Here is a 22,599-nt window from a genome sequence, read left to right as displayed (position 1 = left end):
CAACGCTGCAGAAGGGCGCAGCTCTGCAGTTGCCGCCATCGGCTCGGGTTGGACACCACGGACCGTCCATGGATTGCGGTGGAGCCTGGGCGCCGGCGGCCATATGTGGATCAGGCCGCGGTCGGTGCCCTCGCCGGCCGGGCCAGCTCCCGCCGGCCGACTCGGAACGCCGGTGCGCCGTCAGAGCCAGCCGTTGCGGCGGAAGGCCCGGTACAGCAGTCCTGCCCCCAACGCCATCACGGCGAGCGCGCAGGGGTAGCCGTAGCGCCAGTCCAGTTCGGGCATGTGGGTGAAGTTCATGCCGTAGATTCCGGCGACCATGGTGGGGATGGCGAAGATCGCCGCCCATGCGCTGATGCGGCGCATGTCGTCGTTCTGCCAGGTGCCCACCTTCGCCAGATGGGCGTCCAGGACGGAGACGAGCAGATCATCCAGGGCGCGGACCTCGGTGTCGGTACGCGTGAGGTGGTCGGTGACGTCACGGAAGTACGGCACGACCTGCCGCGGCCAGTCATCCCGCGACGTGCTGAAGGGCTGCAGCACCGGCACGAGCGGCTGGACGGCGTCGCGGAACTCCACCACCTCGCGTTTGAGCGAGTAGATCCGCTCGGTCAGGTCCTCGCGGGCGGGTGAGAACACGCACTGCTCCAACTCCGTCAAGTCTGCGCGTACTTGGGCGGCGGCCTCGGCGTAGGCATCGACGATCACATCGGTCACCGAGTGCAGGACGCCTACCGGCCCGAGCCGTGCCATCTCCGGCTGCTGCGAGAACCGGCGCGCAGCCTCCACCGTGGGGTCGTCCGCGCCGTGGCGTACGGTCAGCGCGAAGGACGGGCCGAGGAAGATCATCACTTCGCCGGTCTCCACATCCGCGGTCTGTTCGACGAACCACAGGGTCTTCACGGCGACCGCCAGAACGTCGCCGTAGCGCTCCTGTTTCGGTCGCTGGTGGGCCTGGACCGCGTCCTCGATGGCCAGCGGATGCAGCTTCAGGTACGCGCCGAGCCGCTGCAGTTCCTCCTGGCGGGGTTTGTCCATGCGGATCCAGGCGAACTCATCCTGCTTCAGTCCAGCCAGACGGTCCAAGGCGGCCTGGCAACCCCCGTCCTGCTGCCGGCAGTCGATCGGCTCGCCTTCACCCGTCCGCTCCTGGTAAATCACACACTCCATACCTTCTCGGATGCTTCCGCTTGCCGCATTCCATGCTCATGTTTTCGAACGGCAGCGTCTGTCACCGCCCGTCCACACCTGGCCGTGGAATGCGGTCGACAAGAGCCCGAAAGGGCTGATTGTCCATTTTCGTCGGGGGTAGACGGCCCGCATGGTCACCACACGTAACTTGGTCCCGGGAGCCCTTCGGCAGAGTCTTCATGGCCGCCGACGGCCACGGCACAGGCGCCCGGGCCGTCGACGCGGCAAGCTCCATAGGAGGGTGTTCGCCTACCGGGATGTGGTCATCTTCCACTCCCCGCACCCGACGAGTGAGCAGGCTCAAAGTCTGCTGCTGGTGTACATCCGCCGCGTCGTCGGCGAGGTCACCTACGAGGTGTGCGAACTCTGTGCGAGTGGCCTGATCACCCAGGTCCACGTCGCTACGCCTTTGGGGGACAGCGCCCTTGGCACACGCGCCGTAGCGCACCTGCGCGCCTGCTACCCCGACGTCACCTGGCGCAGCCGCCTCACCCAACGCATGACGCTTACCTGGCCCACCGCATGCGTCTGCCCAACGACGGGTCCGCCCCGTCGTGTCCACATGTGATTGGGCTGTTCGGGTGAAGTCGGGTCAAGGGCGTGGAGTTGTATTGGTTATTTCGGGTTAATGGTGGTGACTGTTTTCCGGTGGGTTGCCCATCTCTCCGGGGAGGGAGGCAACCCGTTGGTGCGCCGGTGCGCGTACGTGTCGGTGTGCCCTCTCTCTGTCCCGGTGTGCAAGCGGTAATCCGGTTCGCGTATGCCGGCGCCATGCGACGCGGGCCCCGGTGGGAGTTCTTGGGCGGCCCTCTCAGCTGAGAGAGGTTTGTCATGGATCCGAGTACGGGTTGGTTGGGAGTTCCGGCGGTAGCTCGCGGAGCTCGGCCGGTTGTTCCGGCCGGTGGATCTGAGGTAGCCGCTGTACGGGGGCTCGTGGCCACGCCGTTCAGCGCGGCGTTCTCCACGGTGACGATCCCGGCGGGCACGACCCCGCTGGCGGTGGCGGTGGCGCAGAACGGCAACGTCTACGTCGGCAACGCCAATTCCAACAACGTGACGGTGATCAGCAGCACCACGAACACCGTCCTGGCCACCGTCCCTGTCGGCTCAAGCCCGGCCATGATTGCGGTGGCGCAGAACGGCAACGTCTACGTCACCAACCAGAGCTCGAACAACGTGACGGTGATCAGCAGCGCCACAAACACCGTCCTGGCCACCGTCCCCGTCGGCGGGGGCCCCTTCGCACTGGCGGTGGCGCCGAACGGCAACGTCTACGTCGCCAACAGCACCTCGAACAACGCCACGGTGATCAGCAGCGCCACGAACACGGTCGTGGCCACCGTTCCCGTCGGCGCGGTCCCGGACGCGGTGGCGGTGGCGGCGAACGGCAACGTCTACGTCGCGAACCGGAACGCGAACACCGTGACGGTGATCAACAGCGCCACGAACACCGTTCTCACCACCCTCCCCACCGGTGGTTTCCCCGGCGCGGCGGCGGTGGCGCAGAACGGCAACGTCTACATCGCCAACCAGACCTCGAACAACGTGACGGTGATCAACAGCGCCACGAACACGGTCGTGGCCACCGTCCCCGCCGGCACGGTCCCGGGGGTGATCGCGGTGGCGCCCAACGGCAACGTCTACGTCACCAACACCGTTTCGAACAACGTCACGGTGATCGACAGCGCCACGAACACGGTCCTGGCCACCGTCCCCACCGGCGGGGGGCCGTTCGGGGTGGCGGTGGCGCCGACCGGCAACGTCTACGTCGGCAACTCCAGTTCCAACAACGTGACGGTGATCAGCAGCGCCACGAACACGGTCCTGGCCACCGTCCCCGTCGGCGCGTTCCCGTTCTCGGTGGCGGCGGCGCCGAACAGCAATGTCTACGTCACCAACGCCAATTCGGCCAATGTGACGGAGATTTCGCCGTTGACGGTGACGACCTCGCCGGCGTCGCCGGTGTGCGGGCAACCGGTGACGTTCAGCATTTCCGGGGGGACTCCCAACGGGACCGCAGTGGTGAGCTTCGGGGACGCCAGCCCCACGGTCACCGTCGCCCTGGACGCCACCGGGAGCGGGCAGACCACCCACACCTACACCGCCGGTACGTTCACCGCGACCGTGAACGGCAACCCCACCTCCGTCACGGTGAGCCCCAACCCCACAACGACGACGCTGTCGGTGACGCCGAACCCCTCCACCTGCGGGCAGAGCGTGACCGTGTGCGCCACCATCACCCCGGCGCCAGCCACCACCTCAGTGCCGACCGGCACGGTCACCTTCACCCTCCCCAACAGCCAGACCCAGATGGTCCCCGTCAACGCATCGGGGCAGGCCTGCTTCACCACCACCGCCCTGACCACCGGCTCCCTCACCGCCACCTACAGCGGTGACAGTTGCTTCACCGGCTCCTCCACCAGCACCCCCGTCACCGTGAACCCCAGCCCCACAACGCTGACCGCGCAGCCAGGCACGATCCGGCTCCGGCTGACCCCGCTGCCCGAGTTCTACATCCCCACCCTCAGCGCCACCCTGACGACCACCTCGGGGATGCCGGTGGCCGGTCAGCCGGTGACCTTCACCGCCATCACGCTCTTCGGCCCGGTCAACCTCGGCACCGCCGTCACCGACGCCAACGGCACCGCCACCATCCACAACGCCATCGTCCCCGTCTTCGCCGTCGCCACCCCCTTCTACACCGCCACCTTCCCCGGCAATGCCTGCTACAACGCCGCGACCGCCCACGGCATCCTGGTGTTCATCCCCCTCCCGGGCTGAGCTCATCGGCTCCGAAAACCCCAGGTATGGGCAATTGCTCAGTCACCTGTGCCGCACACCACGGAGGTGAACCCCGTTACGTGGCTACGACATACCGACTTGAGTCATTGTCATCGCCCAAGTAGGTTCGCCATGAACGGAGTTCTTCTACGCACCGGCGTCCCTTCGCCGGAAGGATGGACGCCTCATGGGTTCCCACGCCCGCCCGAACCGCATACACCGCACCGGAGTCCGGATCGCGATGGTTGCACTTGTCGGTGCCGCCCTGCCGATCACCGCCGGCGGTCTCGCCGAGGCGGCCACCCCCGGCGCCACACACTCCGCTGACGAGAACGACCGGCAGGGCGGCGCGGCCACCACAACGGCCGGCCAGAAGCAGGGAACGCAGTGGCAGTTCCGGTCTGACCAGGCGGCACGGCACGCTGTCCAGGACAAGGCAGCCGATGCGCAGAACGCGAAGGTTCAGGCCGGTCCCCAGAACAACGCCGACCATGCCTTCCTGCTGGACGCCGGCGACGGCAGCCAGGAGCGGGAGCTGTGGGGTGGGGCCAAGGCGGACGAGAGCGTGTCGATGGCCAGCACCACCAAGATCATGACTGCCCTCGTGGTGCTCAAGCACCCGGAGTGGCTGAGCCGGCAGATCACGGTGAAGCAGGAGTACCGGGACTACGTCCAGAAGGTCGGCGGCAGCACCGCCGACCTTCAGACCGGCGACACGCTGACCGTCGAGCAGCTGCTGCACGCCCTGCTGATCCCGTCCGGCGACGACGCCGCGATGGCCCTGGCAGACAACCTCGGTTCCGGGGACACCGCGGACGCGCGGATCGCCGACTTCGTGTGCCAGATGAACTTCGAGGCACAACAACTGGGCCTGATCGGCACGCACTTCGACGGCTTCGACGGCATCTCGCACGGCAACAACTACAGCACCGCCCGCGACCTGGCCAAGCTCGGCCAGCGCGCCATGCTGCAGCCGGTGTTCGCCGACATCGTGAAGAACAAGCAGTTCAAGACCGAGGCTCCGGCGGCCAACGGTCACACCCGGTACTACACCTGGAACAACACCAACAAGCTGCTGAGCAGCTACGACGGTGCCCTGGGCATCAAGACGGGCAGTGGCCCGGAGTCCGGGTACGCCCTCGTCTTCGCCGCCAAGCGGGACAACCGCACGCTGGTCGGCGCGATCCTCAAGGACGACGAGGGCCGCTTCGACGACGCCACCAAGATGCTCGACTGGGGCTTCGCCCACTGAACAGACAGCGCCCCCGGCGCTGAACGCACACCGCGTGCGGCACCGCCGGCCCTGCCCCAGCCCCAGCCCCAGCGCCCGGCACCACCTGTTCTTGGTCTGTTGGTGTCATGCGCGCCCTACATGTCCCGGCCGCTGGCCAGAGATCCGCAACGCCGCGTCGTCCCCCGTCAGGGCCGCGCTCAGGGCGCTGCGTCGATGGATGCCCAACTTGCGGTAGCTGTGCGTCAGATGGGTCTCCACGGTACGGCGGGCGAGATGCAGCAGATCCGCGATCTCCGCGTTGGTGCGTCCCCCCGCGGCCAGTTCGGCGATACGGCGCTCGCTGTCGGTGAGCGAGGCGGCACCGGTCCGCGTCGCCGGACGGCGCGCGCCGCCCGCCCGCAGCGCCTCCTCCGCCAGGTCCCGCAGCCGTATCGCGCCCAGGCGTTCGGCGAGCCCGGCCGCCTCCCGCAGGATGTCGCGGGCGCGGGACGACTCGCCCGACGCGGTCAATTGACGGCCCAGGGCCAGCAGCGCCGCCACGATCTCCGGTCCTGCCGGGCCGCTGCGCAGCAGCCGTACCGCCTCCTGAGTCAGCTCCAGACCCCGGCGCCCGCCGGTCGCGGTGCCGAGGACACGCAGTGCCCGACCCACCGTGCGGGGCGTGTTCCACACCCGGGCCAGGCGCAGCTCCTCCTCGGCCAGGGTGAGCGCCTCCCGTGGGACGCCCAGGGCCAGATGGCACTCGGCGGCCGCCGTGCGCCACGGGGTGACGACCGGGCTGAACACCTCCCGGGCCGACTGGCGGCGACCGCACTCCAGGAAGTCGTGCAGGGCTCCCGCCAGGTCACCGTTCGCGGCGCGCAGCTCCCCGCGCGCGTACAGGAACCGGTTCAGCTCCCAGGAATCCGGCGCCGTCCGTAAGTCGAAGGCTTCGGCCAGGCGTTCGGCCTCGGCGGCGCGGCCCGTCGCCACGAGTGCCGTCAGCGCGTGGGCATGGGCGTTGGTCGGGGTCGCGGCGGCGGGCGGTGGGTCGGCCAGGAGGCGCGTGTAGTCGGCCCGTGCCGCGACGATGTCCATGCGGGTGTTGAGCAGCGCCCCGTGCATGGGATGCAGGAAGTCGGGGCGCTGCCCGGCCAGACCGCGCTCCACCAGCTGTTCGGCCTCGTCGAGTTCGTCGGCCCACTGAGCGACCGCGGCGACCGTCCCCAGCAGGTACGGCTCGGACAGCGGGTCGGCCGGTTCCGCCAGCAGACCGCGCAGGCGCAGCATCGCCTCCCTCGCCGAGCTCAGACCTGCCGTGACCGCGTATTTCACCAGGTACGCGTGACCGGCCGTGCTGATCGACTCCGGCGAGCGCTCGGCCACCTCGGCCAGCCGCTTGTACGCCTCCTGCCGCACCAACTGGTCGTTGTCGGACAGTTGCAGGAACGCCTGCCGCAGGATGCTCACCAGGTCGGGACGGTCGGCGAGCGCGTCGTACAGCGAGCGCAGCACCTCGACCCCCGCGCTGGTCCTGCCACGGCCGGTCAGCGCCGTCCCCAGGGCGACCGCGGCGCGCACCCGTTCCTGCGGAGGCCCGGGCAGCCGCAGTGCCTCGGTGAGCCTCAGGATCGCGGCCGAGGAGCCGGGAACCGCGTACTCCAGTGAGCCCAGTTCGGTCAGCAGGCGTTGTCTGCTCTCATCGGAGAGGGGCTCATCCAGAGCCCGGCGCAGGAAAGCCACCGCGTCCTCGGTGTGCCCCTCACGCAGCGCCAGTGAAGCGGCGTCCTGAAGCACCGGCAGTGCCCAGGGCGCGTCCACCACGTCGGTGAGCAGCAGTTGACGGGCGACCAGCTCACTGGAGACACCGCGGTGCAGCATCGCCTCGGCGGTCGTCCGGTGCGCGGCGCGCCGCCGGGCCGCGGGCACGCCGGTGAGCATCTCGTCCCGCAGCAGTGGATGGGCGTAGCGGGGGCGGCCCACGCCGTCGGAGCGCAGCAGTCCGAGGCCGGTCATCGCGGTGATCCAGCCCGCGACCCGGGCCGGGTCGCCGCCGGAGAGTTCGGCGAGGAGTGAGGGGATGTGGAGGACGGGGAACCCCGCGCCGGGGGCGGGTCCGTGGTCCCAGCCCTCGTCCAGGATCGCCAGCGTCCGTGCCACCTCCGCGGTACCCGGCCCGGCGCAGTCCAGCCACCACTGCACGGCCGCCGAGAACGCTCCCGGGTACAGCGCGGCCGAGGTGTCCGGCACGACCGGGTGACTGCCGTCGGAGAGGTCGTCCAGCAGGGCGCGCAGCAGCAGGGGGTTGCCCGCGCTGGCCCGTATGCAGTCCTCGATCCAGGAGTCGTCGGCGTCAGGGAAGGCCGAACGGATCGCTGTGACCGCCGAGGTGTCGGACAGCGGGGTCAGGGTGTGAGTGGTGACCAGGGAGGGGGAGAGGCTGTGGGCGAGGCCCTGTGCGGGCGGGTCGACGTCGTACTGGCTGCGCTCGGTGGCCGCCAGGACGATCGGCAGCCGGTCCACGAGCCGGGCGGACTCCACCAGCCAGCGGCGGGACGCCGGGTCGGCCAGGTGCACATCGTCCACGGTGATCAGCAGCGGCGACTGCTCGGCGTACGAGCGCAGTACCCGTCGCAGCCCGGCGCCGGTCGCCCGTTCATCGCCGTCCCATGCCGGATCGGCGAAATCGGGTACGCAGCAGAAGAGTTGAAGGACCGCGGCGAAGGGGATCGCTGAGTCGCCGGCGGAGCAGCGGGCGCGCAGCACCTGCATACCGTGGGCCGCGGCGTTCTCCGCAGCGGCCTCCAGGACCGTGGTGCGGCCGGTGCCGGTGGCACCGCGCAGCAGGACCAGACGACCGGTGCCCGCATGAGCGCGCTCGGTCGCGGTGGCCAGCAGCCGTGCCGCTTCCCGTCGTGCACATGCCGGTCGGGACATCCCTGCCTCCTTGTGGTGGACGTGAGCGCTCTCACACACGAGGACGCAGCGCGCCGGACATCGGTGGCGTGACCCACACCGTGAGAAGAACCACCATGGCCGCGCACCAGTGCGTGGGAACCGGGATGTCGCTTTTGCCATCACGTTCCCACTGTCGTGGTTCCGGCCGCCCGATCTCGTGGTCCGTGTTGTGGTGCTCCACGATTGCGCTGGTCACGGGCGTCACATGAAGGTGAACAGCCTCCGCACGCCTCTGATTTCACAGAAGTGGCGGGGTCGTGGACAGGAGGCAGGGTGCTCAACTCGATCCGGATGACACACACCGGTACGCCGGACGGCACCGCCGTGCCGCCGGCTCGGGTTCCCGCGGTGGTGCAGCGCGCCGGCGTGGTGAAGCCCCGTCAGCAGACGTGCTGGTTACGTCCGGCGTGCCCCGTGACGGCGAGCACGCAGCGCCCCGAGGACGAACCCCGACTCATCTCCGCCGTGTTGGTCGGCCCGATTCCCGCAGAGGCGCTTCCCACTACCGAACTGCTCAGCCCTTTGGGTGCCTTACGGCGGAACCCGCCGAAAGCGAAACCTGGCAGCACGCCTGTGGCGGAGATCGTCATATCCGTGTCCTTGCTGCCAAATGACACGGCGGGCCATGATGACTCGGTGACCCAACGGCGCGTCGTCTTCCTTGTCTATCCGCGGTTTCAGGTGCTGGACCTGGCGGGACCGCATGAGGTGTTCGCGCAGACGGAACGGTGGGTGCCCGAGGGCGAGGGCTATGCCGTTGAGATCGTCGCGGGCCGGGCCGGAGCGGTGCGGGCCTGTCATGGGATCGACGTTGCGGCCGGCAGTAGCGTCCAGGAGTGTGAGGGACCGCTGGACACGCTGGTGGTCGTCGGTGGACCGGGCGATCGGGAGGCGGTGGACGATGAAGAACTTGTCGGCTGGCTCAGGGCGGCGGCCGCCCGGGCCCGGCGGGTCGCTTCCGTGTGTACGGGCGCGTTCCTGCTCGCGCGGGCCGGGCTGCTCGACGGACGGCGCGCGGTGACGCACTGGGCGGCCTGCGAGCGGCTGGCCCACGAGCACCCGGACGTCACGGTCACCCCGGACCAGATCTTCGTACACGACGGGGCGGTGTGGACCTCCGCCGGAATCACGGCGGGGATGGACCTGGCGCTCGCCATGGTCGAGGAGGACCACGGGCCCGAGGTCTCCCGGGCCGTCGCGCGGATGCTGGTGATGTTCGTCCAACGCCCCGGTGGGCAAGCACAGTTCAGCACCCAGCTCGCCGCGCAACGGCCCACACGGAAGCCGCTGCGGGACGTTCAGGCATGGGTCACCGACCACCTCGCTGACGACCTGACCGTCCGGGTGCTCGCCGAACGGGCCGGTATGAGCGAGCGGAACTTCACCCGGGTCTTCCGCGCCGAGACCGGACTCACCCCGGCCGCCTACGTGGAGACCGTCCGCATCGAGGCTGCCCGGGCTCTGCTGGAGACGACGGACACCACCATCGACGCGATCGCCCGAGCCTGCGGATTCGGCTTCGCCGAGACCCTGCACCGCCGCTTCAAACGCACCCTCGGCGTCACCCCGGGCCAGTATCGCCACCACTTTTCCAGAGCAGGGTGAAGGAGCGCCTGGCCTGGCCGTCGCGATGAGAAGCCCGAGCGCCACCACCATGTCTCCTCGGACACCGTCGGGCACTGCGGGGCGCGGAGCACCGTTGGCCCTCCGCTGACCCGGACACCGACCTGGTCCTGGGACTGCACTTCAACGGCCGTACCTGGCACGCACCGCACATGGTGCGCACGTTCCAGGTCAGCGACGCGGTACACCCCGACCTCGGTCTTATCCGCAGCCAACGGTTACGGCTGAGTGGCCAGGTCGGTATGAGTTCCGTTCAACTTTGCAAGCCGGACACATCGCCTGGCTGATAGCACAGAAGCAGGTTATGCATGGCAGTCTCGTCAGGTTACGACGGCAGTGGCGTAGCGGCAGCTCCTTTCCGGGTGCTCGGGCCGCTTGAGGTGTGCGGCGAGCTGGGGGCCGTATCCGTGGCACCGGGGCGTCAAGAGATCGTCCTCGGGGCGCTGGTGCTCGAACTGAACCGGGTGGTGGAGACGACCCGCCTGGTGGATGTCATCTGGGCTCACCGTCCGCCGAAGACCGCACGCGCCCAGGTGCAGATCTGCATCTCCCGGCTCCGCAAGGCACTTTCGGCCGGGGGAGTCGACGCCACCATCGAGACCCGTGCCTGTGGCTACATCCTGAGGGCGCCGGAGGATGCGACCGACATCGGCACCTTCCGTCGCCTGGTAACGGAGGCGCATGCGCTGGCCCGTGACGGTCTGAAGATGCCTGCGGTGGACACGCTTCGCTCGGCGATAGGTCTGTGGCGGGGGCGGTGCCTGGCCGGTGTACCCAGCGAAGTCCTGGCCGGTACGGCAGCGCAGTGGGACGAGAGCCGCCTGGAAGCGGTGGAGACCTGCATGCGGCTGTTGCTGGAGCTGGGCCGTCATGAGCACCTGGTCGGCGAGCTGATGCAGCTTGTCGCCGACCATCCGCTGCGTGAGCGGCTGCGGGGGCACCTCATGGTGGCGTTGTACCGTTCGGGCCGGCAGGCGGAGGCGCTGGACGTCTACCACCAGGGCCGCGCGATGCTCACCGAAGAACTGGGCCTGGACCCAGGAAGGGAACTACGCGACCTGGCGCAGGCGATCCTGACCGACGACGCTGACCTGGCACTGGCCGAACCGGCCGAACCGGCCGAACCACGTCCTCTCATGGCGACGCCGCTGACCGAGGCGGTGCAAGAGCGCAGCGCCGATCCCGACCCGGTCGTCACCCCCAGGCAACTTCCCGCCGACATCGGCGACTTCGTAGCCGACGACGCGATCGTTTCAGCGGTCTGCGACGCGGTCACCGGGGGACAGGAAAAGGGGCGACTGAACGTGGTCCTGGTGCTCGGCAGACCTGGTGTCGGCAAAAGCACGTTGGCCAGGCACGTGGCGCACCGACTCGCGACCGAGTACTTCCCGGACGGACAGCTCTACTGCGACCTCCGAGGGCCGGGCGGACAACCGGTCGACCCCGCCCAGGCGTTGGGGCGGTTCCTCCGAGCGCTGGGCGTACCGGGCCAGGCCATACCCGATGCGCTTGATGAGCGCGCGGAGATGTACCGCAGTCTGCTGGCCGGTCGCCGGATCCTGGTGTTGCTGGACGACGCGGTGAGCGAGTCGCAGGTGATGCCGCTGCTGCCCGGAACCGGCAGCAGCGGCGTGCTGGTCACCAGCCGCGGCCAGCTCACGGCCTTGCCGGGCACACGCCGGTTCAACTTGGAGCCGTTGAGTCCGGAACAGGCGATCCAGCTCCTGGGGCGGATCATCGGAGAGCACCGTGTGGAGAGCGAGCGGGAGGCAGCGCGGGTCGTCATACGCTTGGTGGGCGGGCTGCCCCTCGCGCTGCGTATCATCGGCGCGCGCCTGGCCGCGCGCCCGCACTGGTCACTGACCTCCATGTGCCAGCGGCTTGAGGACGAGCACCGCCGGTTGGACGAGCTGGCACACGGCGAGCTGTCGATCCGGGCAAGTCTTTCGCTCAGCTACGACGGCCTGGCGGCGGCCGACCGTCGCCTGTTGTGCCTGCTCAGTCTGGCCGAGGGGACGGAGATCCCGAGCTGGCTGGGTGCCGCCCTTATCGACGACCGCCCGCCGCACCCCGCTGACCTGCTGGAACCGCTCATCGACAGCCGGCTCCTCGACATCACCGCCATGGACCAGGGCGGGGAGTTCCGATGCGGACTGTCGCAGATCGTACGGATGATCGCGCACGAACGGCTGCCCGCGGAGATTTCCGAGGCAGAACGCGCCGGAGCGGTGCGGCGTATGGTCGGCGGCTGGATGGCGCTCGCCGAGCGGGCGCACAAAGAGATCTACGGCGGTGCGTACACCATCGTGACGGGCCGGGGTGAACGGTGGCATCCGCCGGAGGACCAGGTCCAGCGGTGCCTCCGCGACCCGCTCGGGTGGCTGGAGAGCGAGCAGACCAACCTGTTGAACGCGGTCGAGTTGGCGGCCCGGTCCGGGCTGGACGAGTTGTGCTGGGAGCTGGCCACGACTCTGGTGACGCTCTTCGAGGCCCGTGGCTATCCCGAGCTCTGGGAGCGCACACATCAGGTGGCGCTGACCGCGGTACAGGAGGCCGGCAACGAACGGGGCCGGGCAGCGGTACTCGGCTCGTTGGGGACCCTGCACCTGTACCGGGGCGAGCATGAGGCAGCAGGCCCTTACCTCAGCACCGCTTTGGAGATCTTTGAGCGGATCGGGGAGCCGAGTGGCCAAGCGCTGTGTCTGCGTGACCTGGCGCGCATCGAGCGGCACCATGGTGACGACGCTCGGGCGCTGGCCCTCTACGAGAGCGCCGAGCGCAACTTCGTGCGGGCGCAGGACGTCATCGGCCGGGCATACGTGCTGGGCGAGATGGCGCACATCACGATGCGGCGAGCGGACTTCGCGCGAACCCGTTCGTATCTCGACGAGGCTCTCGGGATCTGCCGGTCAGCCGGCTTCGACCGGGGCCAAGCCCTCGCACTGCGGCGGCTGGGCCACATGCTGATGTACCAGCAGCGGTACGAGGCGGCGGAACGGACCCTGCTTGAGGTCCTCGCCATGGTCGGGGCGAGCGGCGACCTGGTCGGAGAGGGGTATGTGCTGCACGACCTCGGCCGGGTCAATGCCCGCCTGCGTCGTGTGGAACAGGCCGTCGAGTACTACTCCCGATCGGCCAGGATCCGGGAGCGGATCATGGACCACAGCGGGGCCGCTGCCGTACGGGCTGACATCGTTGCCACCCTGGGCAGGACGATGACGCCGGTCGGCTGATACCAGGAGGCATGCCGGCCCGTCATGACCACGGCGTGTTGTCGGCGGGTGGTTCGCCCGCCGACAACACGGCGACCGGGCCCTGCTCCACGCCGTGCTGATCTCCTACAGCGCCGAGGACCGCGACGACGTCCCCCGCGGCAGTCGGCAACTTCTTGATGGCCATCTCCGTTCTCCTCCCTTCGCAGCCCGTTTCGCAATCCGTCCGGGCGTTGCTGAAACCAGCGTGAACCAGGTGCCCATCGCGGCCGCATGCTCGCGCTATCACCGCCTTACCCCGGCCCCGCCCCGCCGTGGATGCGCCGTGATGCCGGGCCGATAGGGCGACACCGGAGATTGGGTCCTGCCGACCTCGGCGGCCCCTTCAGGGGACGGCCCTCAAGGAGTGGTCCGAATGACCGTATTGACCCGGGACGCGGTGACGCCCGCCGCGTGCGGCGTCCCGGAAACCGAATCGCAGCGCAGCGCAAAGACCCCCGCGACAGCAGCGGTAGAGCTTGACTGGGAGTTCCCACGGAAGAGGAGGGAACCGGTGCGTGCGCATCAGGGCCTCTCCTCGACCGTGGTTCAGGGGAAGGTGCACGGCCGATGACGATGGACGCGGAGTTCTACTCCCGGGTGGCCGAGCGGTTCGGCGGCTACTTGAGCGATGCGCGGAGCACCGACGTATTCGCCGACGGCCGCCCGGACGCCGTCTTCGACGAACTGGCGAACGCACTGGGAGCGCCGGACGCCCGACTGCTGGATGTCGGCTGCGCCGACGGGCGGAGTTTGCTGCGCATCTCTCGTGCGTACGGCGCCGTGACCGGGATAGATCTGTCGCCCTCGATGCTGGAATGCGCCGCGCGGTACCGAGCGGAGGCAGGTCTGTCGCACGTCACGTTCGAGCTGTGCGATGCCGCCCACACGGGACTGCCCGATGGGTACGCCGATGTGGTCACTTCCCGCCGCGGTCCGCTGATCGCCCGTGAATTCGAGCGGGTGCTGCGGCCCAGCGGGGTCGTGTTGTACATGGGGATCGGGGAGCAGGACGCGCGAGAGCTGAAGGAAACGTTCGGCCGCGGCCAGAACTTCGACAGCTGGAACGGCAGGCCCTTGTCGGAGGAGATTGCTCAAGAACTGTCCGATGCGGGTTTCGTCGTGACAAGAAACCAGGCGTTCCGGTTCGAGGAGTTCTACCACTCGGCGGGCGATCTGGACACCTTTCTGCACCAAGTGCCGATCCTCGACAACTACGATTCGGCGGCGGACAAGGAGGCATTCGATCGATATGTCGCCGCGGTGACGGTCGAACAGGGCGTCCGGCTGAGTCGGCATTGGTTCATAGTCCAGGCGCAGAAGCCCGCGGCCGTCGAGCCGTCCCACTCATAGGAAACGGTGCGCCATGGAGCAGGATCTCGTAGTGAACGAAATCTTCGGTCCGACCGTCCAGGGCGAGGGTCGGTCCCTGGGACGCAGGTGCGCGTTCCTGCGACTCGGCGGGTGCAACCTGTCGTGCTCGTGGTGCGATACGCCCTACACGTGGGACTGGACCGGGGCCGGTGAGAGCGGGGTCGCCCACGATCCGCGTAAGGAGCTGCACCGCCGTCCGGTCGAAGAGGTCGTCGCAGAATTGCTCGGGTTCGACACCGAGCTGATCGTGATATCCGGCGGTGAGCCCCTGGGCCAGCAAGAGCGACTGATTCCTCTGGTGGCAGCACTGACCGGACGCGGTAAGGAGATCGAGATAGAGACCAATGGGACGCACGCCGCGCACCCCGAACTCATCGCCGCCGGCGTCCGGTTCAACGTCTCGCCGAAGTTGTCGCACTCGGGCGACACCCTGCAGCGCAGGATCGTCCCTTCCGCCCTCACCAGTCTTGCGGCACTGCCGGGAAGCACGTTCAAGTTCGTCTGCCAGAACACCCGTGATCTCGACGAAGTGGCCCAGTTGGTTGCCGCTTTCGACCTGCCCTCGGTATGGATCATGCCGATCGGGCGTACCGCCGACGATGTCACCAAGCACATGAGCGAGTTGGCCGACGCGGTGGTAAAGCGCGGCTGGAACCTGACGACCAGACTGCACACCTTGGTGTGGGACGACAAACGCGCCGTGTGAGCAACGGTGCGCGCAAAGCAGAAGGGAACTCGGATCGATGGCATTTCGCATCACCAAGAAGTTTGAATTCTCGGCCAGTCATCGGCTTGCCGGCCTTGCTCCTGAGCACCAGTGTGCCCGAATGCACGGGCACAACTATGTGATCGAGCTGGAGCTTGGAGCCGATGATGCGGATCTGCTGCCCGTGGGCTTCGTTCGAGACTACGGAGAGTTGTCCGCATTCAAGGCCTGGCTGGACGATCACCTTGATCATCGGCATCTCAACGATGTGATGGACGAAAATCCGACGGCTGAGAATATGGCGGCCTGGCTCTACAAGACATGGTCGACGAAGTTTCCCGAGTTGACCTGCGTGCGTATCTCAGAGACTCCCAAGACCTGGGCCGAGTACCGGCCGTGAGGTCGGTAACTCCGCAGCCCGGACGAAAGGTGACCACATGTCGATGACAAAATTGGACCTCGATGGTGACCCGTCAGCGTCGAGGACGACCGAGGACCCCCTGGTCGAGATCGCCCGCCAACTGTTGGTGGAGATCGGCGAGGACCCGAATCGCGACGGACTGCGCGACACACCGGCGCGGTTCGCCCGCTGGTGGCGAGAGTTCATCAACTACGACCCGGGTTCGCTGGGCACGCTTTTCGAGTCCATCGGCACGAGCCAGCTCGTAGTCGTCTCAGACATTCAGGTCTGGTCGCTGTGCGAGCACCACCTCCTGCCGTTCAACTGCTCCGTGACGATCGCGTACCGCCCGACGGGGCAACTGCTCGGCCTGTCGAAGTTCGCCAGGGTCGCCCATCAGTACGCGCACAAGCTGCAGGTCCAGGAACGCCTCGTGGACCAGATCGCGCTCGAGATCAGCACCCTGAGCGGCACCCCGGACGTCGCGGTCATAGCGAAGGGCGAGCACCTCTGCATGTCGATGCGCGGCATCAAGGCTGCCGCGCAGATGACCTCGACCGCATATCGCGGGGAGTTCAGCACGGACCCCGGGCTCCGGGGCGAGCTGTTCGACCTGCTCCGGGCGTGACGAGTCATCGGACTCCGAAAGTGCGGCGTCCGGCGGGGCGCTCGGAACGGGCGTGACGCTGCTCGCGAGCTCACTCTCCGGACCGCTGCGGGGGCCGACTGGTCGATCGCGGCCGATGACAGACATGGGAATCCGGTCCGGTCGACATGAAGGGACAACGATGAACGAAAGTGATTCTTCGACGCCTGCGGAAGCGGCTCGGCTGCTCCCCGTGCTGGACGCCGACCGGCTGGTGGCCGACCTCATGACTGCGCGCGACCACCTGTGGGATGAGCAGAGCTCGCACGAGAACGGGCGAGTGTCCAGGTGGGCCGAACAGGACTGGCGCTGCCTCCCGGTGCGCAGCCCCGGTGGCGACAAGACACGTACCGACCCAGGGGGCCCTGGCAGCGCGGAGTTCGCCGACACCGAGTGGCTGGACCACATGCCCTACGTGCAGGAGGTCCTGCGCTCGATTCCCGGACCCCTCTATGCAGTCCGATTCATGGATCTCGGACCCGGCGTCGTCGGATACCGCCATTGCGATCCCAAGTTCGCCCCGGACTGGGGCATGGCCCGGCTGCACATCCCGGTCCTCACCCACGAGGAAGCCTCGCTGGACCTTGACGGAGGGATGTACCGCTGGCAGCCCGGTGAGTTCTGGTTCGGCGACTTCAGCCGCAAGCACCAGATCCAGAACCTCGGTACCCAGCACCGGGTGCATCTCGTCGTGGACGTGCTCGTCACACCGGAGCTCGCAGGGCTGTTCCCGGCTGACTGGGCCGACTACTTCAACGGCCCGGACGTGCTCTACAACCGTCCGGCCGTGGCCACGACCGACCAGGAGCGGGAAGCGGCGCGGTGTTCGTTCGACGCGCCGGCGCACCTGCTGGAAATAGAGGTGTTCGGGTCGCTCACCGGCCCGCAGCCGCAGGCCACCTTCAGCATCGTCGACACCGGTACGGACCTGGCCATTCGATCTCCCCAGGACCACCTCTTCCCGCTGGTGGCCCTCGGCGGAAACGAGTACCGCCTGGTCGGATGGAGCGAGGAGCGAACCGTCACCACGAGGCTGGACGGTCCGCGGCCCGAAGTCGAACTGACCTACCGCAAGGGCCACCGATCGACCCGGCTGCTCGTCCCGGCCACGCCGGCACGGTGACAAACGCCCGCACGTCCGCCGCCGTTTCGGTGCACAGCACACCGCTGCCCTGATCCTTCAGCACTGACCCTCCATCCCTCTCCGTCTGCCGGAAGGCGACGCATGCCGAAAACTGTCGCAATCGTGTCCGGCGGCCTGGACTCGGTCACCATGGCCTACCACCTCCAGGCGCAAGGACACACCCTCCACCTGCTGTCCGTGAACTACGGCCAGCGCCATCTCGTCGAGCACGAGTTCGCCGTGAAGGCGGCTCGATCACTCGGGGTGCCGCACGACGTCGTCGATCTCAGCCCCGTCGGCAAGCTCCTGAGCGGCTCCTCGCTCACCGACCCGACCGTCGACGTGCCGGATCACCGGAGTGGGTCGTCCGGCGGGAGCCCGAACGTCGTACCCAACCGCAATGCCCTCCTGCTGTCCGTCGCCTTCGCGGTCGCCGTCGCCGAGAAGGCGGAAGCGGTGGCCGTCGGGGTGGTCGACGACCTCCAGGCCGCGCCCGACAGCAATGCCGCGTTCATCGATTCCTTCCTCGCCATGGAGCGGATCGCGACCCGCGGATACGCGCACCCTGACCTGACACTGACAGCGCCGCTGGTCAGGCTGCGCAAGAGCGACGTGGTGTCGCTCGGTGAGGAACTCGGCGTCCCCTGGACCGAGACCTGGAGCTGCTTTCGCGGCGATGCGCTGCAGTGCGGACGGTGCGCCGCCTGCCGGGAGCGGCAGGAAGCGTTCCGGGACGCCGGCGTGACCGACCCGACGCACTACCAGACCAGCGATGCGAAGGAGCTGCCATGACCGACCGCTTTCCCGTGCTCGACCTCCGTGACGCCGCCGGTTCACAAGAAACCCGGGCAGCGTTCCTGAACCGGTTGCGCCAGGCCATCCACGAGATCGGCTTCTTCCAGCTCGTCGGCCACGGCATCGAGGACGCCGAGGACATGCTCGAACTGTCCCGCCGGTTCTTCGCCCTGCCCGAGCCCGATCGGCTCGCGCTGAACATCCTCGATTCGCCACTGTTCCGCGGCTACTCCGAACTCGGCCGCGAACACACCAAGGGCATCCCCGACCAGCGCCAACAGCTGGACATCGGGCCGGAGCAGCCCGCGAGGACGCCCGCGCCCGGCGAACCCGCCTACCGGTGCCTGATCGGCCCGAACGAGTGGCCCGAGGCGATGCCAGAGCTGCGCCCGGCCATCGAGTCATGGATCACCCGGCTGACCGACCTGTCACATCGACTGCTACGGCTGATGCTTGAGTCCCTCGACGCCCCCGCCGATTTCCTCGACGATGTGGTCGCTCCGGATCCGCAGATCCACCTCAAACTCCTGCACTACCCCGGTCCCACGCAGACGAGCGAGAACGCCGGCTCCGGCCAGGGCACCGGCATCCACAACGACCTCGGACTGCTCACCCTGCTCGTCCAGGACGGCAACGGCGGCCTCCAGGTCGCGGTCGAGGACGACCAGTTCGCCGACGTGCCGGTGATCCCGGGGGCGTTCGTGGTCAACCTGGGAGAGCTGCTGGAGGTGGCGACGAGGGGCTATGTGCGTGCCACCCTCCACCGGGTGGTCCGGCCCGCCCCGGGCGTCAACCGCTACTCCATTCCCTTCTTCTACAACCCTCGGCTGGACGCCACGATGCAGCCACTGCCCAGCCCCTATGTCGAGGGCGCCGGCGGAGTCATCGACGTCGCCGGCAACCCGTTGTTCGCCCTCTACGGCGACAACGTCATGAAAGGGCTGATCCGCTCCTTCCCCGACATCGTTGCCCGACACCACCCGACCCTGGCCGCGGTAGCCGGGTCCAGGAGTTCCTGACACCGGGGCGGCCGAGCACATCCTCACCGCCCGGCCCGAGTGGTCGGGCCCGGCGGTGGCGTCGCCGGCCGGTCCGACGGGGACCGAACGAACATGAGACAGGGCGAATTTCATGAGAATCAACCTTCTCGGGCCGCTCCAGGCCTACGGGGACGATCACCGCGTCGACATGGCGCCGGCCGCCCAGAAAGTACGTCAGACACTGGCAACGCTCGTGCTGAACGCGGGCCGGGTGGTGCCCTTCGAGCAACTCATGGACGAGCTGTGGAACGACAACCCGCCGGCCAGCGCGCACACCGCGCTGCAGACGTACGTGTACCAGCTCAGGAAGCGGTTCTCCCTCGGCAACCCGAGGAGCGGCGGCGCGGTACGGGCGGCCGGACCGCTGCTGGGCACGGTCGACGGCGGCTACCAGCTGTCGCTGCCCGCCGACCACGTGGACGTCTTCCGGTGCGAGCCGTTGCTCGAACGTGCCCGAGCGGAGTTCCGTGCCGAGGACTTCGCCCGGGCCCGTGACACGGCCGCCGCTGCGCTGCAGCTGTGGCGGGACGATGCCCTGGTGGACGTACGCAAGGGGCCTACGCTGAAGGCCGAGGCGATCCGCCTGAAGGAGCTGCGTACCGGCGCACTCCACCTGCGGATCGAATCGGACCTGCACCTCGGCCGGCACCACGAGGTGCTCGGCGAACTCACCTCGATGGCCGGGCGGGAACCGACGGACGAGCGGGCCCAGGGCAATCTGATGACGGCTCTCTACCGCATGGACCGGCGGGCGGAAGCGCTCCAGGTCTACCAGCGCGCACGCGAGCGGATCGCCACCGAGCTGGGTCTCGACCCTTCGCCCCAACTCCAGGCCCTGCACACGGCCGTGCTCACGTCGGACGAGGCGCTGCTGCGTCCCGCCGGGCGGCTCACGGCCGTGACCGCCGCCACCCGGGCGCCCTGCCATCTGCCCGCCCCGCGCGAGCGTCTGACCGGACGCGCCGGCCAGCTGGCGCGCCTCACCGCGGTGCTGGCCGGCCGGGCGCGGGAGGACCGGCCGCTCGTGATCGTGGGGGGCGCCCCCGGCACGGGCAAGAGCGAGCTGTGCCTGCACGCCGCGCATCAGGTGAGCGGTCACTACCCGGACGGACGGCTCTATGCGCGTCTCCGGGACGGCGCCGGCCGGCGGGTGCGGCCCGCCGAGATCCTGCGCTCGTTCCTGCGGGGACTCGGCGCGACCGAGGAGCAGTTGCGACTGGGCACGACCGACCTGAGCCTGCTGTTCCGCACCTGGACCGCCGACCTCCGCGTCCTGGTGGTGCTCGACGACGTGTGCGACGTACGGGACTTGACCCCGCTGCTGCCCTCCGGCGCCGGCTGCGGCGTGGTGATCGGCAGCCGTCGGCGGCTGTTCGTGTCCTCGTCGGCGGTCCACGTCGAACTGTCCGGACTGCCCTTCGACGACTGTCTGCACCTGCTGGCATCCTCCGTGCCGAGACACCGGATCACCATGGACCCGGAGGGGCTGCGACGGCTGGCCCGGTTGTGCCGGGGGCTGCCGGGCGCGCTCTTCGCGGTCGCTTCGCAGTTGCGCCGCCGCCCGCACTGGACGGCCCGGCACGCCACTGCCTGGGTCCTCGCGTCCGGGGGCGCCGACAGCGATCCGCTGGGCGTGCGGGCCGGATTCGACAGGACGCTCGCGACGCTGCCCGCCGGGTCGCGGCCCCTGGCGTACGCGCTGTTGTCTCCCGGCGTCCCCGACCGGCTCACGTCGGCGCTCGTCGCAACGGCCCTGGGGATCAGCGACCAGCGGGCCGAGGACCTGCTGGAGGAGCTCGCGGAGAACTACCTGCTGCGCGCGCAGCACCCGTGCGTGAACGGCCGGTTCTCCTACGAATGGGAGCCCGGGATACGCCCGTTCGGGACGCGGCCGAGCAGCGCGCCGGTCATGTGCTCCGCCTGACGGAGGCCACCCCCCCCGGTGCAGTTCGAGGAATTCACGCGAAACCTGGAGACGTACGCCACCGGGGTGTTCTGCGGCTCCCTGATCGCCAGGGTGATCGCACGCAGGACCGTACCGGCCGGCGCGCCTTGCCCGGACCCGTCCCTACAGCCGATGCTTGGAGAACCGTCATGCCGCAACGCCCGAAACTTGTCCTCGCCGGTCAGTTGTCCGTGTTCCCCTGGGTGTTCGATGCCGCCGAGCGTGCCGGTATCGACCTGATCCTCATCCCCAGGGGGGACGACTCGGCGGAGTCCGCCGGGCGGGCCAACGCGGTGGTCGAACTGCTGCCGCTGGACATCGACGGAGACCCGGACGGTGCGTTGTCCGCGCTCGCCGACCGCTACCGGCAAGAGCCCTTCGACGGCATCATGTCGGGCAACGAAAGGGTCATACCGTTCGTGGCGCGCGCCGCTCGGGAGCTGGGCCTCACCGGGCTGACCGAGGAGGCGGCGGCCGTGGTGCGCGACAAGCGCAGCATGCGCCAGCGCCTGCTGGAAGCGGGGCTGGGCGTGCCCGGCTTCGTGGTCGTCAAGGATCCGGACAGCTGGACCGACGCGCTGACCTTGCGGTTCCCCGTCGTGGTCAAACCGGCGAACGGCCACTCCAGTTTCGGTGTGATCCGTGCGGACGACAGGGACAGCCTTGAGCAGGCCGTGGCCCGTACCTGGAAGCTCGTCGAAACCCACCTGGGCGCCGCCCACGGACCGGACTCGGACACCGGTGTGCTGGTCGAGGAGTACCTGGACGGGCCGGAGATCTCCGCCGAATCCCTCGTGTACCACGGGCAGGTAAGGGTCTGTGCCGTCAGCTGGAAGGGACAGCTGACGGGGCCCTACTTCGAGGAGACCACATTGCGGGCCCCCGCCCAGCTGCCGGCCGAGATACTCGCCGCGATCGAGGCGGAGGTGATCGGTGCCCACCACGCCTTCGGCGTCACGGAAGGCACCACGCACACCGAACTGCGGCTGGTCGGCGGGGTGCGGCCGGTGCTGCTGGAGATGACCGCGCGCCTCGGCGGCGGGGGCAATATGCACCACCTCGCCCACGTCAGCAGCGGGATCGACCTGGCTGCTGAGGCACTGCGCATCCACCTCGGGCAGGAGCCCATCTGCTGGCGTGAGGGGCCGGCACCGGCCGGCCACGCGGCGGCGTACCTGGTGCCGATCGGCAGCGGCGGACGGGTCAAGCAGATACGCGGCTTGGACGCGGTGCGTACCGACCCGCAGGTGGACTACGTGGTGCAGACCGCGGGCCCCGGCGCAGTGCTGCGCCCCTACCCGGACTGGTCCGGAAACCCGGCGGTCGTGCTCTCCCACCACGCGTCGGACGCGGAGGCCGAGGCGTACCTCGACCACCTCGCCCGGACGCTGCACGTCGAGTACGAGGAGCAGGAGTGAGCACCCGCCACGACACACAACGCCTCTGCCGATCTGCCCGTGGCGACCGTCGTCACCGGGCGTGACCGGACCATCGGTCGCACCCGACATCAACCGCACCCGGCCCGGCCGGAAACGCCGGCCCCGCCGGGACAC

16 protein-coding genes are annotated in these 22,599 nt (G+C 68.8%); 13 read left to right on the top strand and 3 right to left on the bottom strand.

All coding sequences use genetic code 11. The features are described from left to right. Positions 1–180: 180 nt before the first annotated feature. A complete protein-coding gene (locus IG62_RS0111180; protein ID WP_030800454.1) occupies positions 181–1,170 on the bottom strand; it encodes a magnesium and cobalt transport protein CorA in 990 nt (329 codons plus the stop codon). A gap of 954 nt (positions 1,171–2,124) precedes the next feature. On the opposite strand from IG62_RS0111180, the gene IG62_RS0111170 reads away from it, so the two are divergent. Further along, positions 2,125–3,972 carry an Ig-like domain repeat protein gene (locus IG62_RS0111170; RefSeq protein WP_030800452.1) on the top strand — a complete coding sequence of 616 codons (1,848 nt, stop codon included), beginning with the start codon at positions 2,125–2,127 and terminating at the stop codon, positions 3,970–3,972. A gap of 187 nt (positions 3,973–4,159) precedes the next feature. After that, the gene (locus IG62_RS0111165; protein WP_030800450.1) at positions 4,160–5,224 is read left to right on the top strand and encodes a D-alanyl-D-alanine carboxypeptidase family protein; all 1,065 of its coding nucleotides are present in this window, start codon (positions 4,160–4,162) and stop codon (positions 5,222–5,224) included. A gap of 105 nt (positions 5,225–5,329) precedes the next feature. On the opposite strand, the gene IG62_RS0111160 is transcribed toward IG62_RS0111165, so the two are convergent. Beyond that, a complete protein-coding gene (locus IG62_RS0111160; protein WP_063755355.1) occupies positions 5,330–8,122 on the bottom strand; it encodes an AAA family ATPase in 2,793 nt (930 codons plus the stop codon). A 657-nt stretch (positions 8,123–8,779) separates the two neighbouring features. On the opposite strand from IG62_RS0111160, the gene IG62_RS0111155 reads away from it, so the two are divergent. Next, positions 8,780–9,748, top strand: coding sequence for a GlxA family transcriptional regulator (locus IG62_RS0111155; protein ID WP_030800446.1), 969 nt, complete (start codon positions 8,780–8,782; stop codon positions 9,746–9,748). 326 nt (positions 9,749–10,074) lie between these two features. Beyond that, a complete protein-coding gene (locus tag IG62_RS0111150) occupies positions 10,075–12,999 on the top strand; it encodes an AfsR/SARP family transcriptional regulator (RefSeq protein WP_051797908.1) in 2,925 nt (974 codons plus the stop codon). Between the two features lie 22 nt (positions 13,000–13,021). Here the strand turns inward: IG62_RS0111150 and IG62_RS47165 are convergent, their stop codons facing one another. Further along, positions 13,022–13,165: a hypothetical protein gene (locus tag IG62_RS47165; RefSeq protein WP_158795023.1), complete on the bottom strand. Its 144-nt coding sequence runs from the start codon at positions 13,163–13,165 to the stop codon at positions 13,022–13,024. A 422-nt stretch (positions 13,166–13,587) separates the two neighbouring features. Between IG62_RS47165 and IG62_RS43175 the strand changes: the two genes are divergently transcribed. The 9 genes from IG62_RS43175 to IG62_RS0111100 all read left to right on the top strand — a co-directional run bounded on the left by IG62_RS43175 (position 13,588) and on the right by IG62_RS0111100 (position 22,464). After that, the gene (locus tag IG62_RS43175) at positions 13,588–14,370 is read left to right on the top strand and encodes a class I SAM-dependent methyltransferase (RefSeq protein ID WP_051797906.1); all 783 of its coding nucleotides are present in this window, start codon (positions 13,588–13,590) and stop codon (positions 14,368–14,370) included. A gap of 13 nt (positions 14,371–14,383) precedes the next feature. Next, the gene (locus IG62_RS0111135; protein ID WP_030800441.1) at positions 14,384–15,097 is read left to right on the top strand and encodes a 7-carboxy-7-deazaguanine synthase QueE; all 714 of its coding nucleotides are present in this window, start codon (positions 14,384–14,386) and stop codon (positions 15,095–15,097) included. A 37-nt stretch (positions 15,098–15,134) separates the two neighbouring features. Continuing rightward, entirely contained in the window at positions 15,135–15,497 is a 363-nt protein-coding gene (locus IG62_RS0111130) for a 6-pyruvoyl trahydropterin synthase family protein (RefSeq protein ID WP_030800440.1), read from the top strand. Between the two features lie 43 nt (positions 15,498–15,540). Beyond that, positions 15,541–16,125: a GTP cyclohydrolase I gene (folE, locus tag IG62_RS0111125; protein WP_199812443.1), complete on the top strand. Its 585-nt coding sequence runs from the start codon at positions 15,541–15,543 to the stop codon at positions 16,123–16,125. A gap of 160 nt (positions 16,126–16,285) precedes the next feature. Next, entirely contained in the window at positions 16,286–17,266 is a 981-nt protein-coding gene (locus tag IG62_RS0111120) for an aspartyl/asparaginyl beta-hydroxylase domain-containing protein (protein ID WP_030800437.1), read from the top strand. A gap of 102 nt (positions 17,267–17,368) precedes the next feature. Further along, positions 17,369–18,058, top strand: a complete 690-nt coding sequence (locus IG62_RS0111115; protein ID WP_030800435.1) for a 7-cyano-7-deazaguanine synthase — start codon at positions 17,369–17,371, stop codon at positions 18,056–18,058. Beyond that, complete coding sequence (locus IG62_RS0111110; protein WP_030800433.1) at positions 18,055–19,080, top strand: isopenicillin N synthase family dioxygenase; 1,026 nt, start codon at positions 18,055–18,057, stop codon at positions 19,078–19,080. The genes IG62_RS0111115 and IG62_RS0111110 overlap by 4 nt, the downstream gene beginning before the upstream one ends. 112 nt (positions 19,081–19,192) lie before the next feature. Then, positions 19,193–21,025, top strand: coding sequence for an AfsR/SARP family transcriptional regulator (locus IG62_RS0111105; RefSeq protein ID WP_051797902.1), 1,833 nt, complete (start codon positions 19,193–19,195; stop codon positions 21,023–21,025). A gap of 170 nt (positions 21,026–21,195) precedes the next feature. Further along, a complete protein-coding gene (locus tag IG62_RS0111100) occupies positions 21,196–22,464 on the top strand; it encodes an ATP-grasp domain-containing protein (RefSeq protein WP_030800428.1) in 1,269 nt (422 codons plus the stop codon). Positions 22,465–22,599 lie beyond the last annotated feature (135 nt).

The sequence above is a fragment of the Streptomyces sp. NRRL S-337 genome (genome assembly GCF_000720175.1).
Taxonomy (GTDB): domain Bacteria; phylum Actinomycetota; class Actinomycetes; order Streptomycetales; family Streptomycetaceae; genus Streptomyces; species Streptomyces siderophoricus.
Note: the sequence above shows the minus strand (reverse complement) of the source record. Positions and strands in the feature narration are given on the sequence as shown.